The sequence below is a fragment of the Lactobacillus kullabergensis genome, from assembly GCF_003151025.1.
Classification (GTDB): Bacteria; Bacillota; Bacilli; order Lactobacillales; family Lactobacillaceae; genus Lactobacillus; species Lactobacillus kullabergensis.
Window position 1 is genome coordinate 1139544 of record NZ_CP029477.1, and the last position, 20576, is coordinate 1160119.

Sequence of the window (20576 nt, forward strand, 5' to 3'; positions counted from 1 at the left end):
TTAAATTATAGGAAACTAAGCATCTTTCCTAACACAAACACTATCACACACAATAATGCAGTGTACCATGCACAATGGGGCAGAGCTTTCTTAAGAATAACTCCTTCTTTACCCTCAAGACCAGTAGCTCCTGTAGCAATTGCGATGTTCTGTGGTGAAAGCATCTTACCAGCAGTAGCACCAACCATGTTAGCAGCCGCCAGCCAGTATGGACTTACTTTCAGCGCGTGGGCAGCTTGTACTTGCAATTCACCAAAGAGAACGTTAGCTGAAGTATCACTACCAGTGATAAAGATACCTAGAACACCAATGATTGGTGAAATTACTGGGTAAAAGGCACCAGTTAAAGTTACGAGGCTAACCGCAATGACATCAATCATTCCGCTGTAACCCATTACTTTGGATAGGCCCACAATAGAACAAACAGTGATAATTGTTTTTACCAATTGCTTGATCGTACTTGTCAAAACGGAAAACATTTCCTTAAATGACAAACCTTGGATAGCACCACCAATGATACTCGACAGTAGAATTAAAGTACCTGGTGATGATAACCAGTCAATGTCAACTGGCTTGGCATTTGCACCATTGTAAAAGTGGAAACTGGTTTTAACACTTGCCAATGCATTATGAATTGCTGGGAACATTGATGAAGTGAAAATGATAAAGCAAAATACCAAAATAAATGGTACCCAAGCCTTAATTTTATCAGCAGTTGAAATTGGAGCTTTATCGTCCTTTTCAGCACTAGCGGATGCAACTTCTTCTTTGCTGCTGTATTTCTTAATAATAATTACTAAACATAGCAGACAAACTATTGAACCTACAATTGATGGTAGTTCAGGGCCTAAATATTTAGTAATGAAAATTTCCGGAACTGCAAATGTTAAACCAGCTACCAAGGTGCAAACTAAAACACCTTTTCCTTTAAATGACTTAAGTCCCTTACCTTCAGTCATCATGACCAAAACAAATGGAACGATCATCATTAAAACAAATAATTGTATAGCAATTAAATAACCTAATTCAGTAACTCCCAGTCCTGTTACTTTAGCCAGAGTTGTTACTGGCAAACCAACGGCACCAAAAGCAGTAGGAGCAGTATTTGCTACCAAACAAACCACGGCTGCTTTAATAGGACTCATACCCAACATAATTAGGATACTTGCAGGGATCGCTACCGCAGTACCGAAACCGGCAATGGCTTCCAAAAATCCGCCTAATCCCCATGCTAAGATCAATACTAAGAATCTCATATCCTTAGTAATTGAAGTTAACATAGACATTATTGTATCCATTCCCCCTGATTTTCTACTAATATTGTAGATAAACAGAGCGGAAATAATAACATAAATTATTGGCCATAAAGCCATAATTATGCCATCAATTCCGGCAGTAATACTGTTTGAAAACGAAAAGTGGAAACCGACAATACTGAGAATTATTGATAAAGCAAAGCCGATTAAGCACGACAAATCTCCTCGAATGCGAAAAACACCCAAGGAAAGTATCAGCCAAACGATAGGGATGATCGCAAGAACTGTTTTAAGTATATCCATTTTTATTCCTCCGACGAAATCAATTTAACAAGTGCTAAATTAATTTCTCTCACTTTCTAACATAGAACTTGATAAAACTTATTAGACAACACTATATGAGTTTGTGATGTAAGCGCTATCTAATTTCATTATAGCACTATGTAATGCGCTTTTGAAGATGAATTTAACTTCACAAGCTTTTATACTTAAGCGCTTTCATTAATCAACAAAAAAATAGTCCTAACTTTATTAAGCTAGGGCTAAATCACCTTTTTTTATATTCTGTTAGATAGAGAACAAGTGTAAAAAAGGAATTTTTTATTTGCCACAAAATTACAAATCGTCAAAACCAACCATCAAACTGCCTTCTTCGGCATAAAACGTGCAAAGTCCCCTCATTGAGCGAATTTTGATCTCTGCTTCTGGATAAAGTGCTAAAATTTTTGCTTTTAAACTTTCAGCATCTTTTTCATTTTTACAATGATCAATAATTAAATTACCACCCTTGTATTTCATTTCACTCATTAATTTCAGAACTTCTTTAAAGGCACGCTTTATTCCACGTACTTTTGCTAAAGGCTCTAGCTTACCCTCTTCACTTGCAGTACCTACTACATCAATATTTAAAACTTTAGCGACTTTAGCCACGGCCATATTAACTCGCCCATTGAGTGCTAAATTATGCAGTGATTTTAATACGAATAACAAATGAGTGTGTGTCTTATAATCAGATATTTTTTGTTCCAAATCTACAAAACGAGTTTTGCTATTAACCAATTTCCGAATTTCTTGTAGAATAACTGAAATCTCTGGGCCAGCAGTCCTTGAATCAATCACAATTACATGGCTATCAGGATGATCTTTTTCATATATTTGTTTAGCTTGAAAAGCAGATGAAAAGCTGCCACTAAGTCCACTAGTAATTGTCATCATTATTGCAAATTCAGATCCTTTTAAGGCCTCAAGCCATTCATTAATGCTCGGACAGGAAGTTTTGCCCTCCTCCGTATTTTTCTCCATGCTGCTAATGAATTCATTGATATCAAGATTTTCGTCATCGACAAAATCTTTTCCTGCAATTGTCATAGTTAATGGCACAACAGTCAGATTTTCATTTGCTCTGTCATTTGCGCCAGAGTCTATTATTAACTTTACTTTATCCATATTTGTGTATCCTTATATAAATAAACTATATATTCAAAAAAATATATAGCTAAATAATAAATCAAATACCAGAAAAAAGCGATAAAAATTTTTTTAATATTTTTTAACATTAGAAATCGGTTACAAATGTTTACATAATCACAAACTTAAGCTAAAATTTGTGATGTAGATATGGAGCTTGTGCTCCACTAATGTATGTACTTATAAAAATTTGTACAGCATTTATTATTTAGGAGGTTTTTAGATGTTAAAATCAGTCATTGAAAATGTTCATGCACTGGAAATCTATGATTCACGTGGTAATCCAACTGTTGAGGCTTTTGTAACCTTATCAAACGGTGTTGTTGGTAAAGCTGAAGTTCCATCAGGTGCTTCAACTGGTGAAAATGAAGCAGTTGAATTACGTGATGGTGGCAATCGTGTAGGCGGTAAAGGTGTTTCCAAAGCCGTTGAAAACGTAAATACTAAAATTGCTAAAGCGTTGAAGGGTTTAGATCCACATGATCAAGCAAACATTGACCGTGTAATGATCGAATTAGATGGCACCCCTAACAAGGCTGAGCTTGGTGCTAACGCTATTTTAGGCGTATCAATGGCTACTGCAGCTGCTGCAGCAAAAGACAGTCACCAACCTTTATACAGATACCTTGGCGGAACTGACCTTGAAATGCCACAAACTTTCCATAACGTTATTAACGGTGGTGAGCACGCTGACAATGGTATCGACGTGCAAGAATTCATGATCACTCCAGTTAAGAAGACTTCTTTCCGCGATGGTTTTGAAAAGATCGTTAACACTTACCATACTTTGAAGAAAGTTCTTGAAGACATGGGTTACGAAACTGGCCTTGGTGATGAAGGTGGTTTCGCACCTAATATGAAGAACTCTGAAGAAGCTTTGCAAGCTTTACACGATGCTATCGTTAAGGCTGGCTACAAGCCTGGTGAAGATATTGCCATTGCTTGTGACTGTGCTGCTTCCTACTTCTACAACAAAGAAGACGGCAAGTACCACTTTGAAGGCAAAGTATTTAATGATGAAGAATTAGCTCAATATTACGACAAGTTACTTGACGAATTCCCAGAATTAATTTCAATTGAAGACCCATACGATGAAAATGATGTTGACGGCATGATTAAGTTTACTCAAAGCCACAAAGACAGAATTCAAATTGTTTTGGATGACTTCATTTGTACTAACCCTAAGCTTTTGACTAAAGCTATTAAGGAAGGTGCCGGTAACGCTTCATTGATTAAGTTAAACCAAATTGGTACTGTTACTGAAACTTTGGAAACTATCCGTCTTTCACGTAAGAACGGGTACAACACCATGATTTCTCACCGTTCAGGTGAAACTGGTGACACATTTATCGCTGACTTCGCAGTTGCAGTTAACGGTGGTCAGCTTAAGACTGGTGCACCTGCTCGTTCTGAACGTGTTGAAAAATACAACCGTTTGCTCGAAATTGAAGAAGATCTTGGTGAAGGCGAGCGTCTAGCTACTTTCCCAGACAGTGTTGACAAAGATTAGTTTTTAAACTCAAAAAGCCTGCAATAATGCAGGCTTTTTTTGTGCTATTTTTATGGCTAGTCGTCTTTTTGACTAATTGCTTTTAAGTAAGTACTTTCGGAGATATAGTCAATTTTTCTCACGTACTGTCCCTTGTGGTCGATCTTAATATATTGTCTACTTGGATCAAAACCACCTACTCTTTCAATTTTATATGGTAATTTCTTACCAGTATCAGGATTATAAGCCTGAACGCTTAGATAATCTTGCGTATTTTTTGGCACCTGCGCATAACTAATTACTTCTGGAATAGCAGGATCAACTCTATCAATCCAAGAATTATGATCTAATGGAATTTGGTTAGTTATAATCAGAAAAAAGACATAAACTGGAACCAAAAATTTTTCGAACATGGTATCTCCTTTTATCTAACTTTTAGGAATGAACTTTCTTTTGAAATTCCTTTTTGGAAACATATTTAATTTCTTTCACATACTGGCCCTTATGGACAATCTTAATATATTTCCTGCTTGGATCATAGCCTCCTACTTTTTTTATTTTGTATGGAAGCTTTCTGCCGGTTTTAGAATCATAGGCTTGAACATTAAAATACTTTTGCGTATTTTTTGGTACCTGCGCATAACTATATGTTTCAGGAATCGCAACGTTAAAATAATCTATAATCTCATTGTGAACGAAAAAGGGTAAACAAAATAGAGCTGTGAGCGTTAATAGTGAAGCCTCAATAAATCTTTTAACTGACATGAATTCCACCTCCTAGATTAAAAGCGAATAAATTCGAATTTTTTAAAATGATATATTTAAATTCAGGTGTACTAATACACTACTATACCTATTTTACACTTTTCTATAATTATTTTAAATACAAAATTAAAACAAACTTGCAAATGATAATATTTAATTTGCTAGCAAAAGTCTTATTTTTATGCTACTTTAAATTAAGTATTTATAACTAAGGAAGTAAAATTATGGCTGAAAAAATTACTGGCTTAAGTCAAGCAGAAGCAGATAAACTTCTGCAGAAAAATGGATTAAACGAGGTTCCTGAACCTCAATTCAACTTTTTTAAAGAATTTTTATCAAAGTTATGGAATTTATCAGCATGGATTCTTGAAGCTGCTCTACTTTTAGAGTGTATCTTAGGAAAATGGATACAATCGTTATTTGTGCTTTTAATGCTCCTTTTTGCTGCTTGGAATGGAGCTTCTAAGAAAAAGCAATCAAGGCGAGTGCTGAATAATATTTCACACAAATTAACTCCTACTATTTCGGTTCAAAGAGATGGGGAGTGGCAGAATATCGACTCAAAATATTTAGTTCCTGGTGACTTAATCAGTATGCAAGCTGGTGATGTTTTGGCCGCCGATGTGAAACTGATTGATGGACAAATTTCAACTGATGAGAGTTCAATTACAGGTGAAGCAAGGACAGTGCGGAAAAATCCACAAGATACAGCTTATGCTGGTACGACTGTAACAGAAGGCAATGGTTTAGCAATCGTCACTGCTACAGGTGCTGATTCTCGTTCCGGTAAGACAATCAACTTAATTAATAATTCTGCAGCTCCAGGTCACCTGCAACAACTGTTAACTAAAATTATTTACTATTTATGCATTCTTGACGGAATTCTGACCTTAGTAATTGTCATTGCTTCTTTCTTTAAGGGTGGTGACCTAAATAATCTGATTAACATGCTGCCATTTTTAGCAATGATGTTTATTGCTTCAATACCAGTTGCAATGCCCTCTACATTTGCTCTTTCTAACTCGTTTGAAGCAACCCGTTTAAGCAAAGAAGGAGTATTAACTTCTGATTTAACCGGCATTCAAGATGCAGCAAACCTTAATTTGATTTTGCTCGATAAAACAGGAACAATCACGGAAAATAAAACGGCGGTGGGTCAGTGGACTAATTTCAGTTCAATGAATAATAACGATGTTTTAACATTAGCATCAGCTGCTACGGATCAAAGAAACAAAAAACTCATTGATACTGCGATTGATGAATATGTTAAAAAACAGGGATTAAATATTAAGTCTGCATCAGATTTCACACCTTTTACTTCAAGCACTGGCTATTCAATGGCAAACTGTGATGGTCATAATATTAAACTTGGTTCCTTTAAACAACTTTCGCTAATTGATAAAGACGCTAGCGAAAAGGCAAAAGAAATAGATTTTGGTGCCGGACGTTCAGTAGCTTTATTAATTGACGACAAGTTAGCCGGTGTCTTCATTTTGCAAGATATGGTAAGATCCGACTCTAAAGAAGCTCTTGGAGAACTCAGAAAACGGGGAGTAAAACCGATTATGCTAACTGGTGATAACCAGAAAACTGCTATTGCAGTCGCTAAGCAGGTTGACTTGCAAGGTGAGGTAATTTCTATTCGTGATTTCACTGACCAGACTGATACCAGCAAATTGGCTGGTATTGCGGATGTTTTACCAGAAGATAAATTGCGCATGGTTAAATTCTTCCAGAAAAAAGGTTATATTGTAGGTATGACAGGTGATGGCGTAAATGATTCTCCTGCTCTAAAGCAAGCTGAGGTTGGCATAGCGGTCTCTAATGCTGCCGATGTGGCCAAGCGATCTGGTAAAATGGTACTTTTAAATGACGGTCTGTCTTCGATAGTAAAAATACTTGATGCTGGACATAGAGTATATCAAAGAATGACTACCTGGTCTTTAACAAAGCTAGCAAGAACTGCACAATTAACGATGCTTTTGACTTTTGGCTACCTTTTCTTCAATTATATTCCAATGGCGCTAAACGCTATGGTTATTTACACAATTATGAATAACATGGTGACAATGATGATTGGTACTGATAGAACTCACATCACTTATAAACCAGAAAACTGGAATATGGCTAAGTTAGCTAAAATTGCTTTTTCATTAGCTTTCGGCTGGACAGCTATTGGTATTGCTGCTATTGCTTATCTTAATACTCACGGATGGAGTCATGGTACTATCTCAACGATGGTTTATGTTTACCTGGTTTTGAGTGCTATGTTTATTGTTTTAATCACCAGAACAAAAAAATACTTCTGGCAGGATTACCCATCTAATGCCGTTGGTTTTACACAGTTAGGAGACGTGCTACTAACTGTGATTCTAGCATTATTTGGTATAGCTATGACAAAAATAAACTGGACGAACCTACTACTTACTTTTGCCATTGCATTGATAGCAGCAATTGTTATTGATTTATTCTATCAACCAATAATGAAGAATCGCTAATTTCAAATTTAAATAAAGAAAAACCTGATTGCGGAAATTTCCGCAATCAGGTTTTTTAAGGTTTACCGATGAGTTCCTGACTTTTCCATCACACCGGTATAAAGGTTTTGTATATGCTATTTGGTATAATAATTTAGAATAGGAAAAAATAGTTAAATTAATCAGGAAAGTTAATTATTTAATAAGAGGCGAGCCAATAGTAAAGATAGATAACCATTTTACTAATTGACCCTTGAATCCCCCCTTTCACTGGTTGTACGTTTATAACAAATGCTTTAAATTACATTCGTTATATTTATATTAATACTTAAAATAACCAAAGTAAACAATTTTGTCTAATTTTTTTACTTTCAAATCAGTATTTCTGTATATTTAAATAACATTTAATCTTTTATTTTTACTTTTTTAATTCATACACATATGAAATCTCATTGGGACGATAAACGCCATGTAAAAGACCAACTTTTGTAAAGCCCATTTTTGCAATCAAGTGCTGCATTGCTTTATTATCTTCGTGAGTATCGATTCTGATTGAATCAACATCGTCACGGTTTGCTTTGATCTCATCAATTACAGCTCTTAAAAGTTTAGTAGCATAACCTTTACCAGAATGTTGAGAGTGAATTGCCACACGATGAATAACAACATATCGATCTGTATTGCACAGCCAGGTACCGTCTAAGTGATCGTAAACATGGTCAGGTCCATCTACTATAGCAATTGCACCAACAGTTTCTTTATCCTCAGAAACTGCTAAAAAGGCCCAGCCATTTGCAATGTCTTCTTTAATCTGACCTTTTGAGGGATAGTCTCCTTGCCATTGATTGACTCCATGTTCAGCTAATTGATTAGCTCCATCTTTTAAAATAGTGATAATTTGGTCAAAATCGGCCATTGTTGCTTTTCTTAATTGCAAATTACTCTATTCTCCTTTTTTGAAATACTGTATCATTATATATATCTGCCATGATCTTGTAAAAAAATTTAACTCAAAATTCAAAGTTTTTTTCATATTTCAGAAAGCGCTTTATTTTATTGGAATCTTAGTTTTATGCTAAAATCTAAATCATTTGCTGTTTTTATATATGAAGTAATATTTAATCATGAAAAAATGCTCTTAGCAGCAGATTACAAAAATCTAACTATTAAGAGCACTTCATGCACATTTATTATCTTTTAAAAATTTGAGGCTTAAAGTTCCAATTAAAAAATATTAAGCACCATGGTATTTAACTAAAGAAAATACGTCAAGTCCTGGTAATTTTTCTTTTCCCTTTAAATCAGGTAATTCAATATAAAAACAAGAACCAACTAACTCTCCACCTAGGTTTTCAATTAATTGTTTGCACGCCCTTAAAGTTCCAGCTGTAGCCAATAAGTCATCACAAACTACAACACGCTGGCCAGGTTTAATAGCATCTTTATGAATTTCTAAACTATTTGAACCATATTCCAGGTCATAAGAGGCACGCTCAACCTCCCTCGGCAATTTATGTGGTTTTCTAGCTGGCACAAAACCAATACCTAATTCTGTTGCCACAGGACAACCAACAATAAACCCACGCGCTTCGGGACCAACAATTATATCGGCATTTTTACTTTTAACATATTCAGCTAACTTGTGTGTAGCTGCCTGAAACAATTTGCCATCTTGTAGGACAGGAGTGATATCCCGAAAGATTATTCCTTTGTTCGGAAAATCCTTTACACTTGCAATATGTTTCTCAAAATCGTTTGCCATAAGAAGAAAAACCTCCAAAAACTTAACTTTCTTTCTAAAGCTTATTTGACCTTTATATTCTAACAAATTTTGTGCTTAAAAGCATTAAAAGCGAGAAAAATTAATGTTGCTTTAATTGCTCATTCACGTACATTAGTAATTTTTGACTAGGCATTTGTCGCAATTCATTTATAAAAGCAATCTGTGACTTTGTAGCCTGATAATATTTCGAATTTGTCAGTTTATTTTTAACAGGATTATTGACACCAAATATTTTATTATCTTCTAATTGAATAAAATTCAATTCAAAGAATACACGTAAAATAAAGAGAACATTGTCGTAATTTAATTTTATAAATTTACCGACCTTTCGGTAATCTTGCAGTGTTAGACCAGGGTGAGAATATACATATTTTAACAAGATTTCAAAATCAGATTTTAGCGGTAAATGTTGGACTGGCAGTTGATCCATCAGAAAGTGTAAATAAAGTTGTTCGTAACTATTGTTCAACGCAAAATCCAGTTCTTTTTGATTACGAGGGACATCAAGCAAGACGGCTACTTCACCTTCACTGTCATAATCATTGACCAATGTAATTTTTGCGGGATCAATATCAAATAAACTAGAAGCAGCGATCTTATTTCTTTTATCAAATAATAGATATCTGTCTGCAAAACCCATCACATATTTTTCATTGCGCAAATCAACCACTGGCTCAGGAACTGCTAATTTTGGTGCAGCAAAAATGATTCCCTTTATAATGCCTTGTAATTTTATCTGATTACGAAAGCAATTTTCTTGTAGCTCAATAAACAACTGATCTACATAAGGCAAAAGAATTTTTGTAAGGAACTTCTTGTTAAATCCTACAACATCAACCTTATTATGGTCTTTACTAATTGTTAATTTGATATGATTTTTCTCTTTACCCATGTAAAAACAGCTGTTAATTTTCGGATGAATAATACTAAAAATGGGTTTAACATTATCAGTTCCAAAAGGACCAACCTGTTTGATATCAGCTATAATTTTCAAATCCAGATGAGAAAAAGGTAGTTCGCAATCATAATAGCGAATGTTTTGATTAAAAGTACCTGTAAAGCTATCTTTAAATGATTTGCGTAAAGAGGAAATTTTGCTTTCAGTCATAGACAAGCCACACGCAAAATCGTGACCACCGAATTTAAGAAAAAGTCTATCCTTTAAAGGCTCTAAGGCGTTAAAAAGATTAAAACCATCTACAGACCTTCCCGAACCTTTGATAATTCCCTCTTCATTCTTTGTCAGGACTATGGTTGGCTTATGAGTTTTCTCAACTAATTTATTTGCAACTAATCCCAAAACCCCTTCATTAAACTTGGGATTATATAAAACTAAAGTTTTATCTCTTTGCCAACCATTATTTTTAATCTGATTAACGCAAGATTGATAAACTTCAGCTGTTAAATTTTTACGTTCATCGTTTAGACCTTCAATCTTGTCTGCTATTTTTTCAGCTTCTTCGTCAGTCTCACATAATAGTAAGTCAACGGCTAAACTCGCATTATCCAGTCTGCCTACAGCATTCAATCTTGGTGCAATGTTAAAGCCAACATCTGTTTCATCAATATGTCCTAATTGTAAACCTGCTTTTTTTATTAAAGCTCTTAGTCCCGGCCGCTCAGTCTCATTAAGCATTTTTAAACCCCGTTTAACGATAATATGACCTTCTCCGGAAACCTTGACCATATCTCCAATTGTGCCAATCATTGCCAGTTCCAATAATTCTGGCATTGAATCCTGCATTAAAGCTCGGCAAATAGTATAGGCCACTCCAGCACCACAATAATCATCAAACGGATATTTTTGGCCAGGGTAGTTGCAATGCACTAACGCATAGCTTTCAGGATTTTTATCTTGAAATTTATGGTGATCTGTAATTATTGTATCTACACCTTTACTTTTGGCAAAAGCAACCTCGTCAACTCCAGTAATACCGTTATCTACAGTAATGATCAGTTTAGTCCCATCTGCTACAATTTTCTTGTAGGATTCAATATTTGGTCCATAGCCATCTTTAAAACGATCGGGAATGAAAAAATGAACATCGGAACCTAAAATGCCCAGTGTTTCCACCATAATAGTAGTGGCAGTAATACCATCAGCATCGTAATCTCCATAGACCGTTATTTTTTCTCCTGCATCAATTGCTTGATTAATTCTGTTAACTGCCTTTTTCATGTCATGCATTAGAAAAGGATCAGCCAAGTCATCTTCGGTGGCATTAAACCAATAATCTATTCTTTCCGCACTATTTATCCCGCGCAAAGAAAGCAGCTTAGCCGTAATCGGGCTAAGCTGATACTTTTCAATCAATTCCGGAGCTAATTCTTCACCTATACGCTCACGCCATTCAATCATATGTTTAATTCAGCCTTTTTATATTTATTTTCTATTTTGAATTTAAGTCATCATCATTCATTTTTAAAACAGCCATAAAAGCATCTTGAGGAATTTCAACATGACCTACAGCTTTCATGCGTTTTTTACCTCTCTTCTGCTTTTCCAGCAGTTTTGCCCTTCTATCCGGATCACCCGTATGAATTTTCCAAGTAACGTCTTTACGATAAGGCTTTACGGTGGCACGAGAAATAATTTTTGCTCCAATTGCCCCTTGAATATCAACTTCAAAGTTCTGCCTAGGAATTAACTTCTTAAGCATTGAGGTCATTTGTCTTGCTCTATTTTGAGCTTCATCCCGATGTGCAATGAAACTAAGAGCATCAACCACTTGTTTATTCAACAGAATATCAATTTTAACTAAATCAGTTGCCCGATAACCCGTAATTTCATAATCAAGTGAGGCATAACCTTTAGTGGAAGATTTCAAATCATCAAAAAAATCATAAATAATTTCGGCTAGCGGCATATTGTAAATTACGTTAACCCGATATTTGTCTAGATAGTCCATTGTCACAAACTCGCCCCGTTTACGTTGACATAATTCCATCACAGGACCGACAAAATCATTCGGAACCATTACTTCTGCTTTAACAAAAGGTTCCTGCACTTCCTTATATTCACCTGCAGACGGTAAATCAGAAGGATTATCAATCACTTTGGTTGTGCCGTCATTCATAATCGCATGATAATCAACAGAAGGGGCAGTCATAATCAAGTCTAAGTCAAATTCCTGTTCAAGTCTTTCCTGCACCACATCCATGTGGAGTAAACCTAAAAAACCGCACCTAAAGCCAAAGCCTAAAGCAGTTGAAGTTTCAGGTTCAAATTCTAAAGCAGCATCATTGAGCTGCAATTTTTGTAAAGCTTCCTTAAGGTCATCATATTTTCCATTGTCTACGGGATACATACCTGAATAAACCATTGGTGGTATCTGACGATAACCGGGAAGTGGTTCCGCGGTCGGATGTTCTGCGGCAGTGATAGTATCACCAACACGAGTTTCACGAACGGACTTGATGTTAGCCGTTAAGTAACCAACATCCCCAGCAATTAGAATATCTTTTTTAACCGGATGTGGACTGGAAACTCCAACTTCAGTAACTTCATATTCCTTACCGGTATTCATGATTTTTATTTTATCACCGGGTTTAACGGTACCTTCTTCAATCCGCACAGATAAAACAACACCGCGATAGTCATCATATTTTGAATCAAAAATCAACGCTTTTAACGGTGCTTGGAGATCTCCACTAGGAGCTGGTATATCTTTAACTATGCGTTCAAGCAACTCCTTAATTCCCTGCCCGGTTTTACCGGAAACTTCAACAGCGTCGGAAGCATCTAACCCCAACATTTCTGTGATTTCCTCTTTAGCCTGCTCCGGATTAGCTGAAGGCAGATCAATTTTATTTATAACAGGCAAAATTTCTAAGTCATCATCAATTGCTAAGTATGTATTTGCCAAAGTTTGTGCTTGCACACCTTGCGAAGCATCTACAACTAACAATGCACCTTCACAAGCCGCTAAGGAACGGGAAACCTCATAAGAAAAATCCACGTGTCCTGGGGTATCAATTAAATGAAAAATGTAGTCTTCGCCATCTTGCGCATGATATTTAATTTCTACTGAGTTCATCTTGATGGTGATGCCGCGTTGGCGTTCCAGCGGCATATCGTCTAACATCTGATTTTTTAATTGGCGTTCAGATACCGTATCGGTCAACTCTAAAATTCGATCGGCAATCGTAGACTTACCATGATCAATATGAGCTACAATGGAAAAATTGCGAATACGCTTCTGATAATCTTGTAATTTTGTTATGTCCATAAATAATTTGCACCCTTTACTCTATCTTTATTATTATAACAAATTCCCAAACACCTATAAAATTAATTAAGATAAAGAAACTTTTTATCAAAATTAAAGGACTAATCCCATCAAGCTTGAAGAATTAGTCCTTTAGTTCAATTTGCAAATAATACTACTAATATCTTATAATGCCATTTTTATCTGACATTCCATTTTCATTGAAAAGTCTCAAATAATTTTTGATTTCTTTTTTACACAGCAGGGATCATCGGATTTAATTATTAAGTCAGTATCAATCTTTCACCAGTATTTATAACCTTTTGGGCAACTCAACATCATAATTCTCCATTTTTGCAGACCAACATTCACAGTAATAATAGCATATTTTTTACTGCAATCTTTCTTTTAATCTCTCAAAGAATCCTTTTTCCTGTGGTGTTATTGACCCACCACCGGCTTTGACAAAATCAACCAAAGCCTGTTTCTGCTTTTCATTGATTGACTTTGGAATCTGTACTTGAACAGTGGTTATTTGATCACCTTTACCATTGCCACGCAAATATGGAACACCTTCGCCACGCAAAGTAAATTCTTTATTAGGCTGTGTACCAGCAGGAATTTTTAATTTCTTTTCTCCATGCACGGTTTTAACATTAATTTCATCGCCTAAAGTTGCCTGGGCAAAGGAGATTGGAACAGTAGTATAAATAGTAGTACCTTTGCGTTCGAAATCTTTTGATGGCTTAATACGATAACTGATATAAAGGTCACCATAAGGACCACCATTTTTACCCGCTTCTCCCTGGCCTTCATAACGTAATTGTTGTCCATTATCTATTCCGGCAGGAATATTAACTTCAATAGTATTTTTGCCATCAATTACGCCTTTGCCGTGACAAGTTTGGCAAGGATGCTCGATAATTACGCCTTTGCCGTTACATTTATCACAAACTGTCTGACGACGAATAACTCCCAACATAGATTTTTGAGTTATTGTCATGTAGCCAGTACCATTACATTTATCACAGGTTATCGGATGCGTTCCTTTTTCAGCACCATTACCTTTACATGTAGGACATGTTTCACTCCGAGTGTATGAAACCTGAGTCTTCTTGCCCGTGATTGCATCCATAAAATCAATTGACAAAGTATAGTCTAGATCTTCACCACGAGTTGGTGCTGTTGGGTTGGCGCGACGCTGATTTGCTCCTGTTGCACCACCGAAGAAATCATTAAAAATATCACCAAAATCACCAAAGCCGCCAAAATCACTATATCCTTGACCTGCACCGCCAAAGCCTCCCTGACCATTGACTCCGGCCGAACCAAATTGGTCATATTGTGCTTTCTTTTGCTGGTCATGCAAAACTTCGTAAGCTTCATTAACCTTCTTATACTTTTCTTCAGCACCGGGTTCATGATTTAAATCAGGGTGGTATTTTTTGGCAAGTTTACGATAAGCAGAGGTAATTTCCTTATCACTGGCATTGCGATCAACACCCAGAACGCTATAGTAATCTTCTTGTGCCATCTATAAGCTCCTTAACTTTACAAAAGAAAAGAACTACTTTTTGGCAGTTCTTTTCTAATTTATTCAATTATAAACCCTTTACTTATCTGGGTCTACCTTATGAAACTCGCCTTCACCTGCGGAACCACTACCTGAATTGCCATCTTGGGAACCAGGATTTTGTGGTCCTGCTTGAGGTCCAGCCTGTCCTTGTGCACCTTGAGCCCCACCATTAGCTTGGTACAATTTGACTGCTAAGTCTTGGGCAACTTTAGACAATTCATCCTTCTTGGACTTCATCTCATCCAAGTTGTTGTCCTTTTGAGCCTTCTTCAAAGCATCAAGTGCATCTTGAACCTTCTTAGTATCATCATCTGATACCTTGCCTTTGACATCCTTCAAAGTCTTTTCAGTTGAGAAGATTAATTGATCGACTTCATTACGAAGATCAACTTCTTCTTTCTTCTTCTTATCCTCTTCAGCATGTTCTTCAGCTTCTTTTTGCATCTTCTTGATTTCTTCGTCAGATAAACCGGATGAACTCTTGATGGTAATCTTTTGTTCTTTACCGGTTCCCATATCTTTAGCAGAAACATTAACGATGCCGTTTTTGTCAATATCGAATGTAACTTGAATTTGAGGAACACCACGTGGAGCGGCAGGAATGTCTGTTAGTTCAAAACGACCTAATGTTTTATCGTCAGCAGCCATTGGGCGCTCCCCTTGCAAAACGTGAACATCAACAGCCGGTTGATTGTCTGCAGCAGTAGAGAAAATTTGACTCTTTGAAGTTGGAATTGTCGTATTCTTTTCAATTAACTTAGTAAATACGCCACCCATGGTCTCAATACCTAAAGAAAGAGGAGTGACATCAAGTAAAACTACGTCCTTAACATCACCAGAAATAACTCCACCTTGAATTGCTGCACCTAAAGCAACAGCTTCATCTGGGTTAATTGAGTGATCAGGCTCTTTACCAGCCCACTTCTTAACTGCATCCTGAACAGCAGGAATACGGGTTGAACCACCATTCAAAATAACTTTATCAATGTCATTAACTGTTAATTCAGCATCTTTCAATGCATTGTCAAATGGAATCTTTGTCTTATCAACTAAATCAGCAGTTAATTCGTCAAATTTTGCTCTAGTTAAATCAGCTTCCAAATGTAATGGTCCAGATTCACCAGCAGAAATAAATGGTAATGAAATATGAGTTGAAGACACGCCAGACAAATCTTTCTTAGCTTTTTCAGCGGCATCCTTTAACCTTTGTAAAGCCATTTTATCTTTAGAAAGGTCAACACCATTTTCATCTTTAAAGTTCTTGATCAACCAATCAATAATTTTATTATCGAAGTCATCGCCACCAAGGTGAGTATCACCGTTAGTTGAAAGTACTTGGAAGACTCCGTCACCTAATTGCAAAACAGAAACATCAAAGGTACCACCACCAAGGTCATAAACCAGAACTTTTTCATCTTCAGCATCTTTATCAAGACCATATGCAAGTGAAGATGCAGTTGGTTCGTTAATTATTCTCTTAACGTCTAAGCCTGCAATTTTACCGGCATCCTTAGTAGCTTGACGCTGAGCATCGTTAAAGTATGCAGGAACTGTAATGACTGCTTCAGTAACCTTTTCACCAAGATAATCTTCAGAGAATTTCTTGATATATTGTAAAATCATGGCAGAAATTTCTTGAGGAGTGTATGCTTTATCACCAATCTTGACCTTATAATCAGCTTCACCCATATGACGCTTAATTGAAGAAATAGTATTAGGATTAGTAATAGCCTGTCTCTTTGCGACTTCACCGACTTGAATTTCTCCATCCTTGAAAGCAACTACTGAAGGTGTAGTACGGTTTCCTTCTGGATTGGTAATAATTTTTGGCTCTTTTCCTTCAAGAACAGCAACTGCCGAGTTGGTAGTTCCGAGGTCAATTCCGATAACTTTTGACATTGATATGCTTCCTTTCAATTATTGTGCTACAACAACCATCGCTGGTCTTAAAGTACGATCTTTGTACAAGTATCCTTTTTGCAAAACCCGCACAACATGATCTTTTTGATCTTCATTTTCAGCTTCAACTGTTTGGACAGCTTGGTGTAAATTAGGATCAAACTTTACACCTTCAGCAGTGATTTCACTGATTCCATGATCTTTCATGGCTTTAACCAGAGAATCAAGTGTCATTTGCACTCCCTTTTTAAGCTGCTTTGATGCTTCATCATCAACCTTTGTTGCCAAAGCTCTTTCTAAATTATCCATTGCTGGCAAAACATCTTTAGCTAAAGATTGTGATTCATATTTAATAAGTTGCGCTCTTTCATTATTGTAGCGATTTTGCATATTTTGCATTTCAGCTTGACTGCGCAAGTACTTATCTTCTAAATCATCTTTTTCTTTTTGCAACTGGGTCAAATTGTGTTGCAGTTTGCTTTCCAAAGGTTCGGACTTCTTTTTTTCGTTAGCCTTAGCTTGAGAATGCTTTTTAACTTCTTTTGATTCAGTTGATTCTTTTTGCTCTTTTTTTGAATTTTTACTGTTAATTTCTTCTTTACTCACGGCTAACCTCCTTTATTTAAATCTACCATAATAATCAAGCAACTTTTTAGATAGCTCATTTCTGAAATATTCAAGCAATCCTATCACTTGAGAATACGGCATATTATCAGGGCCAAGTAAAGCAATTATGCCCTTTCCGTGAGGACCAACGCTGTACTCTGCCGTAAGCAGACTATAATCCTTTAACAAATCATTTGATAACTCAGACCCTAGACTTACCCGAACTGGATATCTGTCACTTTTTAAGTTTTGCCTGTTATCCAAAATACTAGAAATTAAGTCATTATGCTCAATCATTTCATATAATGACCGCAAATTAGAAACGTCACTCAAAGAAATATTATTGAGCAAATTAATCTGACCATCGACATACATTTGCTCGCTGGCAGCATCACTGATCACATCTTCAACTAAATCTATTAATTCAGACACATGAGCAGCTTTAAGCTTTTGTCCTAAAGTCTTCTTAAGAAACTCAGGTGTAACCTGATCTAGCGACTTTCCTACTAATTCATCGTTAATCATACGAACGGCACGTTCAATGTCATCACCATGAATATTGTATGGTAAGTTATAAACCTGGTCATGAACATCGCCATCACTGGTACCAAGAATAGCCATAATCTGTCTGCCAAATAAAGGTACTATACGAAATCCGGTAATAGTTAAATCACTATTCTCAGGCCCCTCCGCAAATGCAGTGTAATTTGTTAGGTCAGATAAGATCTTAACAGCTTCCTGTACGATGTCGTTAACTTGATGAAACGGCTGATCAAGCTGATTAATAATTCTTTTATAAACAGAAGATGAAATCTGTAAAGGCTCAACTAAATTGTCAAGATAGTAACGGTAGCCTTCTGTTGAAGGTACTCGACCACTTGACAAATGAGTTTTTTCAATCAAGCCTTTTTCTTCTAAAACCGCCATTTCGTTACGAATAGTTGCACTTGAAACTTTAATAGGTAACTGATTCATGACTGTTTTAGACCCAACAGGATCATGTGTCTGCGTAAAATCATTGATAATTGTTTTTAAAATTAATTCTTGACGTTCGGTCAACATAAATATCGCCCTCACTTTTAGCACTCAAACTTATTAGGTGCTAACAATTAATATGATACTAGCTTTTAGCAGAATGTCAAGTTGAGTGCTAACTTTTTTACAAAAAAACGCTTATCCCCTTTAAAATTGAAATTAACCAATGCCGGCAAAATAAGCTTTGATTTCTGCCTCATCACCACTCATTTGTTTTTTTAGTTCTTTTAAGTTATCAAATTTAATTTCGCCACGAGTATACTTATACCATTTAATTACCATTTCTTCATCATAGGCTTCTTGATTAAATCCAAATAAATTCGATTCAATATAAAGCTTTTTACCCTCATTAATAGTTACGTTATAACCCACGCTTGTCATTGAGTCATACCACTTGCCTTTAATCTTGGTTTTAGTAGCGTATACTCCAATTTTAGGAACCACCTTGTCTTGAGACCAAACTAGATTTGCTGTAGGAAAACCCAGTTTATGGCCATTACGTAAACCGTGCCCGACCTTACCGGACATGACATACGGAAACCCTAATAATTTAGTGGCCAATTCCATATTTCCACTGGTAATGGCCCTTTTTATTTCCGTAGAGCCAATTTTTTGGCCATCATAAGACTGTTTTGGAACATCAATAATAGCAAATCTTCCCTTAGCAAACTTAGGGAAATTTTTCATATTGGCAATCTCTTTGGGACCATAAGTGTAGTCAAAGCCGGCTACAACTGTATCAGCATTTAATTTAACAATAATTTTATCTACAAATTCCTGTGCAGTCAGTTTGCTAAATGCCTCATTAAAATGCATCACAAGCAAAAAATCAACTTTTAGTTCCTGCATCTTATAAGCTTTTTCAGACAATGTATCTATATAGCTGACTTCTTTATTTTGATAAATTTCTTTAGGATGTCGATCAAATGTCATTACTACTAATGGTAAATGCTTTTGAATTGCTTTTTCTTTTGCGATTTTGATTAATTCCTGATGACCACGATGAACACCGTCAAAGAATCCTAAAGCAAGGATTATCTTTTGTGGAATAATATTTTCCTTAAACGGGTAAGTTAAATGGATAATTTCCATAATAAGACCTTCATTCACTTATTCATTTTGTAAAAGCATTAAATAAGGGCGATACATGGTACCATCTTTTTGATAAATTGCCTTAACTCTATTATTGTATCCTAATGCCACTTTTTTTGCATTCGTTTTCAGAGAAATCGTTGCTCCATTTTTAACTTTGGCCCACAGATCTGTATCAATATCCTCATGAGCATAATTAGTAAAAAAAGAGTCAATTGGTTGAAGCAATTCATTTACCATATCTGGATTTTCTGAAATTTCATTCAATTTAACAGCTTGATCTATATCAAAGCCTGAACTAGAAGTGCGCCGCAAATTTTTCATTACTGCTGGCACACCAAGGTTTGTTCCCAAATCATTTATTAAAGAGCGAACATAGGTTCCTTTGCTGCATTCAATTTTAAAATCAAAAACTTCTTGACCATTTTCTTTATCAAAAACAGGTTCATTTGTAAGATCGTAAGAAAAAACTTCAACCCGTCTTTTTGGCCTTTCAACTTTAATACCTGCTCGCGCATATTCATATAAATGCTTGCCATTTACTCGGACGGCCGAATAAATAGGTGGTACCTGTTCTATACTGCCCACAAACTCTTGCATAGCTTTTTGAATTTGATGGTATTTAATTTTACTAGTTATTTTTTTAAATTCTGTTTTTTTGCCACTAATATCGTAACTATCAGTGGCAAAGCCAAAAATTCCCTGACCTACATATTTTTTGTTTTCCTCGTGCATCAATTCAATCAATTTTGTGGCCTGACCAATTGCAATTGGTAGCACTCCCGTAACGTCAGGATCTAGGGTACCAGCATGGCCTATTTTTTTAATATGCAGCGCTTTGCGTAAATGATAGACAACGTCTGCGCTTGTCATGCCCTTATCCTTATCTATCACTAAAATACCATTTAACATTTTTTATTACC

16 protein-coding genes are annotated in these 20576 nt (G+C 35.9%); 2 read left to right on the plus strand and 14 right to left on the minus strand.

The annotated features are described in order from the left end of the window. Positions 1-5: 5 nt before the first annotated feature. Entirely contained in the window at positions 6-1559 is a 1554-nt protein-coding gene (locus tag DKL58_RS05395) for an L-lactate permease (protein WP_222711193.1), read from the minus strand. 312 nt (positions 1560-1871) lie between these two features. Then, positions 1872-2702 carry a DegV family protein gene (locus DKL58_RS05400; protein ID WP_045928190.1) on the minus strand — a complete coding sequence of 277 codons (831 nt, stop codon included), beginning with the start codon at positions 2700-2702 and terminating at the stop codon, positions 1872-1874. A gap of 244 nt (positions 2703-2946) precedes the next feature. On the opposite strand from DKL58_RS05400, the gene eno reads away from it, so the two are divergent. After that, positions 2947-4233: a phosphopyruvate hydratase gene (eno, locus tag DKL58_RS05405; RefSeq protein ID WP_109586382.1), complete on the plus strand. Its 1287-nt coding sequence runs from the start codon at positions 2947-2949 to the stop codon at positions 4231-4233. A 56-nt stretch (positions 4234-4289) separates the two neighbouring features. Here the strand turns inward: eno and DKL58_RS05410 are convergent, their stop codons facing one another. Further along, on the minus strand, positions 4290-4625 hold the full coding sequence (locus DKL58_RS05410) for a YxeA family protein (RefSeq protein ID WP_109586383.1): 336 nt from the start codon (positions 4623-4625) through the stop codon (positions 4290-4292). Positions 4626-4647: 22 nt separating this feature from the next. Continuing rightward, positions 4648-4977, minus strand: a complete 330-nt coding sequence (locus tag DKL58_RS05415; protein WP_109586384.1) for a YxeA family protein — start codon at positions 4975-4977, stop codon at positions 4648-4650. Positions 4978-5201: 224 nt separating this feature from the next. On the opposite strand from DKL58_RS05415, the gene DKL58_RS05420 reads away from it, so the two are divergent. Next, positions 5202-7475, plus strand: a complete 2274-nt coding sequence (locus tag DKL58_RS05420; protein WP_109586385.1) for an HAD-IC family P-type ATPase — start codon at positions 5202-5204, stop codon at positions 7473-7475. 397 nt (positions 7476-7872) lie between these two features. On the opposite strand, the gene DKL58_RS05425 is transcribed toward DKL58_RS05420, so the two are convergent. From DKL58_RS05425 to truB, 10 genes are all read right to left on the minus strand, one after another. Next, positions 7873-8391 carry a GNAT family N-acetyltransferase gene (locus DKL58_RS05425; RefSeq protein WP_109586386.1) on the minus strand — a complete coding sequence of 173 codons (519 nt, stop codon included), beginning with the start codon at positions 8389-8391 and terminating at the stop codon, positions 7873-7875. A gap of 297 nt (positions 8392-8688) precedes the next feature. Then, positions 8689-9216 (minus strand): adenine phosphoribosyltransferase, encoded by a 528-nt coding sequence (locus tag DKL58_RS05430; protein WP_034979564.1) that lies wholly within the window; start codon positions 9214-9216, stop codon positions 8689-8691. Between the two features lie 100 nt (positions 9217-9316). Continuing rightward, positions 9317-11593 carry a single-stranded-DNA-specific exonuclease RecJ gene (gene recJ, locus DKL58_RS05435; RefSeq protein WP_109587011.1) on the minus strand — a complete coding sequence of 759 codons (2277 nt, stop codon included), beginning with the start codon at positions 11591-11593 and terminating at the stop codon, positions 9317-9319. 34 nt (positions 11594-11627) lie between these two features. Beyond that, the gene (gene lepA / locus DKL58_RS05440; protein WP_109586387.1) at positions 11628-13466 is read right to left on the minus strand and encodes a translation elongation factor 4; all 1839 of its coding nucleotides are present in this window, start codon (positions 13464-13466) and stop codon (positions 11628-11630) included. A gap of 370 nt (positions 13467-13836) precedes the next feature. Continuing rightward, positions 13837-14979, minus strand: coding sequence for a molecular chaperone DnaJ (gene dnaJ, locus DKL58_RS05445; RefSeq protein ID WP_109586388.1), 1143 nt, complete (start codon positions 14977-14979; stop codon positions 13837-13839). Between the two features lie 78 nt (positions 14980-15057). Beyond that, on the minus strand, positions 15058-16920 hold the full coding sequence (gene dnaK / locus DKL58_RS05450; protein ID WP_109586389.1) for a molecular chaperone DnaK: 1863 nt from the start codon (positions 16918-16920) through the stop codon (positions 15058-15060). Positions 16921-16938: 18 nt separating this feature from the next. Then, on the minus strand, positions 16939-17526 hold the full coding sequence (grpE, locus tag DKL58_RS05455) for a nucleotide exchange factor GrpE (RefSeq protein WP_045928200.1): 588 nt from the start codon (positions 17524-17526) through the stop codon (positions 16939-16941). A 12-nt stretch (positions 17527-17538) separates the two neighbouring features. Then, complete coding sequence (gene hrcA, locus DKL58_RS05460; protein ID WP_109586390.1) at positions 17539-18588, minus strand: heat-inducible transcriptional repressor HrcA; 1050 nt, start codon at positions 18586-18588, stop codon at positions 17539-17541. A gap of 132 nt (positions 18589-18720) precedes the next feature. Then, complete coding sequence (ribF, locus tag DKL58_RS05465) at positions 18721-19653, minus strand: riboflavin biosynthesis protein RibF (protein ID WP_109586391.1); 933 nt, start codon at positions 19651-19653, stop codon at positions 18721-18723. Positions 19654-19671: 18 nt separating this feature from the next. Further along, a complete protein-coding gene (truB, locus tag DKL58_RS05470; protein ID WP_109586392.1) occupies positions 19672-20565 on the minus strand; it encodes a tRNA pseudouridine(55) synthase TruB in 894 nt (297 codons plus the stop codon). Positions 20566-20576 lie beyond the last annotated feature (11 nt).

Coding starts and splice junctions, on each gene's coding strand:
- DKL58_RS05400 (WP_045928190.1), bottom strand. CDS start 2,702: ATGGATAAAGTAAAGTTAATAATAGACTCTGGCGCAAATGACAGAGCA.
- DKL58_RS05420 (WP_109586385.1), top strand. CDS start 5,202: ATGGCTGAAAAAATTACTGGCTTAAGTCAAGCAGAAGCAGATAAACTT.
- dnaK (WP_109586389.1), bottom strand. CDS start 16,920: ATGTCAAAAGTTATCGGAATTGACCTCGGAACTACCAACTCGGCAGTT.
- dnaJ (WP_109586388.1), bottom strand. CDS start 14,979: ATGGCACAAGAAGATTACTATAGCGTTCTGGGTGTTGATCGCAATGCC.
- truB (WP_109586392.1), bottom strand. CDS start 20,565: ATGTTAAATGGTATTTTAGTGATAGATAAGGATAAGGGCATGACAAGC.
- DKL58_RS05430 (WP_034979564.1), bottom strand. CDS start 9,216: ATGGCAAACGATTTTGAGAAACATATTGCAAGTGTAAAGGATTTTCCG.
- DKL58_RS05415 (WP_109586384.1), bottom strand. CDS start 4,977: ATGTCAGTTAAAAGATTTATTGAGGCTTCACTATTAACGCTCACAGCT.
- hrcA (WP_109586390.1), bottom strand. CDS start 18,588: ATGTTGACCGAACGTCAAGAATTAATTTTAAAAACAATTATCAATGAT.
- DKL58_RS05410 (WP_109586383.1), bottom strand. CDS start 4,625: ATGTTCGAAAAATTTTTGGTTCCAGTTTATGTCTTTTTTCTGATTATA.
- ribF (WP_109586391.1), bottom strand. CDS start 19,653: ATGGAAATTATCCATTTAACTTACCCGTTTAAGGAAAATATTATTCCA.
- eno (WP_109586382.1), top strand. CDS start 2,947: ATGTTAAAATCAGTCATTGAAAATGTTCATGCACTGGAAATCTATGAT.
- lepA (WP_109586387.1), bottom strand. CDS start 13,466: ATGGACATAACAAAATTACAAGATTATCAGAAGCGTATTCGCAATTTT.
- DKL58_RS05395 (WP_222711193.1), bottom strand. CDS start 1,559: ATGGATATACTTAAAACAGTTCTTGCGATCATCCCTATCGTTTGGCTG.